This window comes from Streptomyces sp. VTCC 41912, from assembly GCF_045799175.1.
In the GTDB taxonomy this organism is placed as follows: domain Bacteria; phylum Actinomycetota; class Actinomycetes; order Streptomycetales; family Streptomycetaceae; genus Streptomyces; species Streptomyces albulus_C.
In genome coordinates, this window is the sequence record NZ_JBJMAB010000098.1 from 1 (window position 1) to 1,009 (window position 1,009).

1 protein-coding gene is annotated in these 1,009 nt (G+C 62.9%); it reads right to left on the reverse strand.

Annotated features, from left to right (window positions below):
* A partial coding sequence (locus ACJ6WD_RS41285) for a cbb3-type cytochrome c oxidase subunit I (protein ID WP_407617814.1) occupies positions 1 to 1,009 on the reverse strand: 1,009 nt, incomplete at both ends.

The following is a 1,009-nucleotide window of genomic DNA, read 5'->3' on the forward strand; positions in this document are numbered from 1 at the left end:
GTGATCTTTCCGAGCCGCTCGTCGAGCATCTTGCCGGTGAACTTCGGCCACCAGAAGTGGAAGCCGGCGAACATCGCGAAGACGACCGTGCCGAAGACGACGTAGTGGAAGTGGGCCACGACGAAGTACGAGTCGGAGATGTGGAAGTCCATCGGGGGCGACGCCAGGATGACGCCGGTCAGACCACCGAAGGTGAAGGTGATCAGGAAGCCGATCGCCCAGAGCATCGGTGTCTCGAAGGACAGTGAGCCCTTCCACATCGTGCCGATCCAGTTGAAGAACTTCACACCGGTCGGGACCGCGATGAGGAATGTCATGAAGGAGAAGAACGGCAGCAGCACACCGCCGGTCACGTACATGTGGTGCGCCCAGACCGTCACCGAAAGACCGGCGATGGAAATCGTCGCGGCGATCAGGCCGACGTAACCGAACATCGGCTTCCGGGAGAAGACCGGAATGACCTCGGAAATGATGCCGAAGAACGGTAGGGCAATGATGTACACCTCTGGATGGCCGAAGAACCAGAAGAGGTGTTGCCAGAGCAATGCGCCGCCATTGGCCGCGTCGAAGACGTGGGCACCGAATTTGCGGTCCGCCTCCAGGGCGAACAGCGCGGCGGCCAGCACCGGGAAGGCGAGCAGGACCAGCACACCGGTCAGCAGCACGTTCCAGGTGAAGATCGGCATCCGGAACATCGTCATGCCCGGGGCGCGCATGCAGATGATGGTGGTGATGAAGTTGACCGAACCGAGGATCGTGCCGAAGCCCGAGAAGGCCAGACCCATGATCCACATGTCGGCGCCGACACCCGGCGACCGCACCGCGTCCGAGAGCGGCGAGTAGGCGAACCAGCCGAAGTCCGCGGCACCCTGCGGGGTGAGGAAGCCGGCGACCGCGATCAGCGAGCCGAAGAGGTAGAGCCAGTAGGCGAACATGTTCAGCCGCGGGAACGCCACGTCCGGCGCGCCGATCTGCAGCGGCATGATCCAGTTCGCGAACCCGGCGAACA